This is a genomic window from Tateyamaria sp. (assembly GCF_059783535.1).
In genome coordinates this window covers 15,278-21,043 of the sequence record NZ_JBYNDP010000071.1, presented here as the reverse complement: position 1 = coordinate 21,043, position 5,766 = coordinate 15,278, and the positions used below count along the sequence as shown (strand labels likewise).

The following is a 5,766-nucleotide window of genomic DNA, read 5'->3' as shown; positions in this document are numbered from 1 at the left end:
GGCACGCGGGTGTAGCCCACGGCGCCCAGCTCGGCAAACCAGGCATGGCGTTGGAAATCAAAACCACCCGGCTCCACCGGGCCACCCGGCGGCTCAAGATGCGCGGTTGTCATGATCCGCAAGCCCGGTTCGGGTTTCACACCCAGATCCGCATCGCCATGCAATGAAATGCGCACGCGCGTTGGCGTTTCGAACGGCGCAACGCGGTCAAGCTTGACGTGATCCAGGGTCAGGCGCACGGCGTCGGATGCACTGCGGTCCATACCGACGATACGCCCCTCCACAGGTCCATAATAACGCCAGTCCAGCACCGGCCCCGCCACCGAATGCGCCCGCCATCCGGCCAGGACAAAACCAAGAGCAATCATTGTCAGGAACACGAATGCGGGCGACATCACCTCGCCAATGCGCCAGGACACAAACGCAGCCCCTGCACCCGCCACCCCGACACTCAGGATCAACGCCACCGATGGCTCAAACCGAAGCCCGAAAAACAGTGCAATCCCACAGGCCATTCCAACCGGGCACCATCCAAACAGGTGGCCGCGCTGGATCAGCATCACGTGGCGAAATCCCAGGCCATGCCCCATGCTTGCCCCTCTCGCCCATGGTGAGTATCAGGAGCGCAAACCGTAGACCCACCGTGGTTAAACAAAGGTAAACGCACACCATGTCCCAGCCCGTCGTCACCCGCTTTGCCCCTTCACCCACGGGGTTCCTTCACATCGGCGGGGCACGGACGGCGCTGTTCAACTGGCTGTATGCACGTGGGCGTGGCGGAACCTTCCTACTGCGGATCGAAGATACCGACCGCGCGCGGTCGACCCCCGAGGCGACACAGGCGATCCTCGATGGGATGGCTTGGCTGGGCATGGACCATGATGGCGAGGTGATCAGCCAGTTCGCACGCGCTGATCGCCATGCAGAGGTCGCGCATCAGCTTCTGGCAGAAGGCAAAGCGTACAAATGCTTCTCGACTCAGGAAGAGATTGCAGCCTTCCGCGAAGCCGCACGGGCCGAGGGCAAATCGACCCTCTTCCGTTCACCCTGGCGCGACGCTGACCCTGCCACCCACCCTGATGCACCGTTCGTTGTACGGATCGAGGCACCTCAAGAAGGCACCACAGTCATCCATGACGAAGTGCAAGGCGATGTGACCATTCGGAACGACCAGTTGGACGACATGGTTCTGCTGCGCGCGGACGGTACACCTGTCTACATGCTGGCCGTTGTGGTGGATGACCACGACATGGGCGTCACACATGTGATCCGCGGCGACGATCATCTGAACAACGCCGCGCGACAGATGATGATCTACAATGCTATGGGTTGGGATATCCCCGTTTGGGCACATATTCCGCTGATCCACGGACCCGACGGCAAAAAACTGTCGAAACGGCACAGTGCGCTTGGGGCGCAAGAGTATCAGGTCATGGGTTATCCCGCCGCCGGTATGCGCAACTACCTTGCGCGCCTGGGGTGGAGCCACGGCGATGACGAGTTCTTTACCGATGCGCAGGCAAAGGAATGGTTTGACCTTGGCGGCATCGGGAAAAGCCCCGCCCGCTTCGACGTTAAGAAGCTCGAAAACCTCAGCGGGCAACACATCGCGCAAACGGAAGACGCTGCATTGCAGCAAGAAATTGAAAGATATTTACAGGCCGCCGATCTAGAACCATTGAAACAATCGCAAAAAGACGGGCTACTGAACGCGTTGCCCTACGTCAAAGAACGAGCCAAGACCTTGCCAGAACTGATTGAAAAAGCGCATTTTATCCTGACAGAGCGGCCAATTGCACCGGATGAAAAGGCATCAAAAGCACTTGATACGGTATCCCGTAGTATACTGTCGCAATTGACGCCGCAGCTGCAAACCGTTACTTGGTCCCGTGACAGTTTGGAGGCGGTCCTGAACGATTTTGCTGCGTCACAGGACACGAAATTCGGCAAGCTGGCAGGCCCGTTGCGGGCCGCCCTTGCAGGTCGGGCCGTAACGCCTTCGGTCTTTGACATGATGCTGGTGCTGGGGCGCGAAGAAACCCTTGCCAGGCTTGAGGATGCTGCCGCCTGACGAGGTTCATCAATCGTTCATGGTGCGCAGTCTAACGATGGGCACGCGGGTCTACCGCGGCCCCAGGCGGGCATGCCCGCCACGCGACGAAAGGAACGACCCTGATGGCCGATACCCAAAAATCCGCAACCCTGACAATTGGTGAAGACAGCTTCGACCTGCCCATCCACTCGCCTACCGCCGGCCCCGATGTGCTGGACATCCGCAAACTCTATGGCCAAGCGGGCGTGTTCACCTATGACCCGGGCTTTACCTCGACCGCCAGCTGCGACAGCACCATCACCTTTATCGATGGTGGTAAGGGCGTTCTGCTGCACCGCGGATACCCAATCGACCAACTTGCAGGCAAATCTCACTATCTCGAAGTGTGCTACCTGCTGCTCTACGGTGAACTGCCGTCGGCTGCGCAGCTGGAAGAATTCGAAAGCCTAGTGACAAACCACACTATGCTGCACGAACAGATGCAGTATTTCTATCGTGGCTTCCGCCGTGACGCGCACCCGATGGCGATCATGACCGGCGTGGTCGGCGCGATGTCGGCATTCTATCACGACTCAACGGACATCCACGATGAACACCAGCGCGAGGTCGCCTCGATCCGCCTGATCGCCAAGATGCCGACAATTGCGGCCTGGGCCTACAAGTTCTCCATCGGACAGCCGTTCATCTATCCGCGCAACGATCTGGATTACGCATCCAACTTCCTGCGCATGTGCTTTGCCGTCCCGGCAGAGGATTACGAGGTGAACCCAATCCTGAGCCGCGCGATGGATCGCATCTTTACTCTACATGCGGATCACGAACAGAACGCGTCGACCTCGACTGTGCGTCTGGCGTCGTCGTCAGGAGCCAATCCGTTCGCCTGTATCGCCGCGGGCATCGCCTGCCTCTGGGGTCCTGCCCATGGTGGCGCGAACCAGGCGTGTCTGGAAATGCTCAAGGAAATCGGCAGCGTCGATCGCATCCCTGAATTCATCACCCGCGCCAAGGACAAGGATGATCCGTTCCGCCTGATGGGCTTCGGTCACCGCGTCTACAAGAACTTCGACCCGCGCGCGACTGTGATGAAACAGTCTGCCGACGAGGTTCTGGAGCTGCTCGGGGTCGACAACAATCCGATCCTGCAAGTTGCCAAGGAACTGGAAAAACAGGCGCTGGAGGATCCGTATTTCGCCGAGAAGAAGCTGTTCCCGAATGTGGACTTCTACTCCGGCATCATCCTCGAAGCGATGGGCTTCCCCACCTCGATGTTCACGCCCATCTTTGCGATGTCCCGCACGGTTGGCTGGATCTCGCAGTGGAAGGAAATGATCGCCGATCCGCAGAACAAAATCGGTCGGCCGCGCCAGCTTTATCTGGGTGAGACCTCCCGCGATTACGTGGACATCGAAAACCGCTGATCCCAGCAAAAGCCCCGCCCAGCGCGGGGCTTTTTCTTCGGTCAATTCAATCAGTTTTGCTGCATCGTTTCGTCGCCGTCGACAATACCCGTATCTGCTTGACAGAGGACGTGGCACCGCCCCAGAAAAAACAAAACACTGGGGGGTGTTGATATGGTAATTGGTTTAACTCTTCTGACGTTGCTGGGCATTGGCCTGATCGTGAGCCTTGTGGATGACGACGACGACAGGTCCAACGACTCGGCCACAGAGCCAGACGGTGTAGAAGTCACCGGCACCGAAGAGTCAGAACTCATCAACGGGACAGAGGGGGCGGACCTTCTGATCGGCGGTGGTGGTGAAGACGCAATCAACGGTGACGCATCTTCGGACACGATCGAAGGCGGCGCAGGTGACGACCGCATTGTGGGCAACGCCGGTGATGACCGACTTCTGGGTCAGGCGGACGACGACGTGATCATCGGTGGCCCCGGCGATGATACAATCGCCAGCGGCCAGGGCGATGACTTTGCGCAAGGTCGCGGCGGCGATGACAGGCTGACCGGTAGTGTTGGTCGGGACTGGCTTGAAGGCGGCGACGACAGTGACACCATTGTGGCGGGGTTCGGAGAAGACACTTTGGTTGGCGGGACTGGCGCCGATTCACTTGAGGGCGGCGGCGGTCCTGACTTGATCATGGGCGGCAACCTCGCCGAGATCGACCTGTCGGAATTCGAACTCGCCGGTCTGCGGGATGGGGTGCTGAGCTTTGTTGAAGCTGCCCGGCTGGAAGACTTGGACGATGGCCTGCTTGACGTCAGTGACGCGGAAGACAACGCCGCCGATACATTGAACGGCGGGGACGGCAACGACGCATTGCTCATCGGAAGCGGAGACATCGCAACCGGTGGTGAGGGCGAGGATGAATTCGGGATTTTCGCGGACGCCCTGTCAGGAGATCAGGGCCTGCGCACGATCACGGATTACGTCGCCGGAGAAGACTTTATCTTCATTCTCGGTGATCCAGATGCTGCGATACCAGCAAGCGTTTCTGTCCTGACAGCAGGTGACGACGCAATTGTCGCCCTGAATGGTCAACCTGTTACGATTGTGAACGGGGCAGCAGGATCGCTATCGACGAACGACATCGGCTTTATCGCCGGTATCCCTGTCTCGGTGCTCGATCCCAATACAACGGTCTAACCGGTCAAGGCGCTGGCTCCGCGTGAGTCAGCGCCCCTCAAAACTCGGTTTGCGTTTCTCGACAAAGGCCAGCACACCCTCGCGGAAATCACGGCTTTGGCCGCAATCGCCCTGCTCAGACGCTTCTGATGCCATCTGCGCCTCAAGGTCGTTGCCCCAGCTTGCGCGGATCACACGTTTGGCGGCGGCAAAGGCCTTGGTCGGGCCGTTCGCCAGATGCGCGACACGCGCTTTCCAGTGTTCCTCGAACCCCTCATCGGCCACCGCTTCCCAGATCATGCCCCACGCGTCCGCCTGGCGGGCCGTGATCTTTTCGGCAAACAATGCAGCTCCAATCGCCTTGGCCATGCCCATCGTGCGCGGCAACACATAGGTCCCCCCGGCGTCCGGGATCAGGCCGATCCGGGTAAAGGCTTGCAAAAAATACGCGCTCTCCGACGCAATCACCACATCGCATGCCAGCGCAAGGTTCGCCCCGGCCCCAGCGGCTGCTCCGTTGACCACGGCCACTGTGGGGACCGGGCAATCCACAATCGCGTTCAGCATCGGTGTGTATTCGTCGCGCAGTGTGCGTTCCAGATCCAAGTCGGACGCATTCGCGCGATCCCCCAAATCCTGGCCCGAACAAAAGGCACGCCCTGCCCCGGTCAACACAACAACGCGCGCTGTCTTGCCCGCATGGGTCACCGCCACCTCGATCTCCGCCCGCATCTGCGTCGTCAGCGCATTCATCACGTCGGGCCGGTTCAGCGTAATAATCGCTGCGCCGTCTTCCATTTCATAGGTGAGCGTCTCGTACTTCATGGCCGGTGTCCCTTCAGGTTCCGATCCTCAATATCAAACCGATCAGTTTAGAAAAGCCTCGACGCGCAGTCACTCGTCGATAATCTCGCGCAAACGACGGGTTTCCTCATCGCTCAACCCGGCGTCTGCCGTAACAGGTGCACGACTGCGCCCGCGCAAGTAGCCAAAGCCAATACCGGCAGCCAGCAGGAACATCAGCGGCCCAGCGGCCCACAACATCCAGTTGGACCCGGATGTGCGGGGCGTCATCAGAACGAACTCTCCGTAGCGTTCGACAAAGAAATCAACGATCTGTGCGTTGCTTTGCCC

The 5,766-nt window shown here is 59.5% G+C and carries 6 protein-coding genes; 3 read left to right on the top strand and 3 right to left on the bottom strand.

The window, feature by feature from the left end:
- Nucleotides 1-590: DUF4131 domain-containing protein (locus AC6RA8_RS13975; RefSeq protein ID WP_500353350.1), on the bottom strand; the 590-nt coding region annotated here is incomplete at its 3' end.
- 80 nt (nucleotides 591-670) lie between these two features.
- Here AC6RA8_RS13975 and gltX point away from each other — a divergent pair.
- The 3 genes from gltX to AC6RA8_RS13960 all read left to right on the top strand — a co-directional run bounded on the left by gltX (nucleotide 671) and on the right by AC6RA8_RS13960 (nucleotide 4,653).
- Nucleotides 671-2,071 carry a glutamate--tRNA ligase gene (gene gltX / locus AC6RA8_RS13970; RefSeq protein WP_500353349.1) on the top strand — a complete coding sequence of 467 codons (1,401 nt, stop codon included), beginning with the start codon at nucleotides 671-673 and terminating at the stop codon, nucleotides 2,069-2,071.
- 104 nt (nucleotides 2,072-2,175) lie between these two features.
- Nucleotides 2,176-3,471, top strand: coding sequence for a citrate synthase (gene gltA, locus AC6RA8_RS13965; RefSeq protein ID WP_500353348.1), 1,296 nt, complete (start codon nucleotides 2,176-2,178; stop codon nucleotides 3,469-3,471).
- A gap of 153 nt (nucleotides 3,472-3,624) precedes the next feature.
- Nucleotides 3,625-4,653 carry a calcium-binding protein gene (locus tag AC6RA8_RS13960; protein WP_500353347.1) on the top strand — a complete coding sequence of 343 codons (1,029 nt, stop codon included), beginning with the start codon at nucleotides 3,625-3,627 and terminating at the stop codon, nucleotides 4,651-4,653.
- 27 nt (nucleotides 4,654-4,680) lie between these two features.
- Here the strand turns inward: AC6RA8_RS13960 and AC6RA8_RS13955 are convergent, their stop codons facing one another.
- Both AC6RA8_RS13955 and AC6RA8_RS13950 read right to left on the bottom strand, forming a co-directional pair.
- On the bottom strand, nucleotides 4,681-5,457 hold the full coding sequence (locus tag AC6RA8_RS13955; protein WP_500353346.1) for an enoyl-CoA hydratase-related protein: 777 nt from the start codon (nucleotides 5,455-5,457) through the stop codon (nucleotides 4,681-4,683).
- Between the two features lie 69 nt (nucleotides 5,458-5,526).
- On the bottom strand, nucleotides 5,527-5,766 hold a 240-nt coding region (locus tag AC6RA8_RS13950; protein ID WP_500353345.1), incomplete at its 5' end, for a cytochrome c-type biogenesis protein.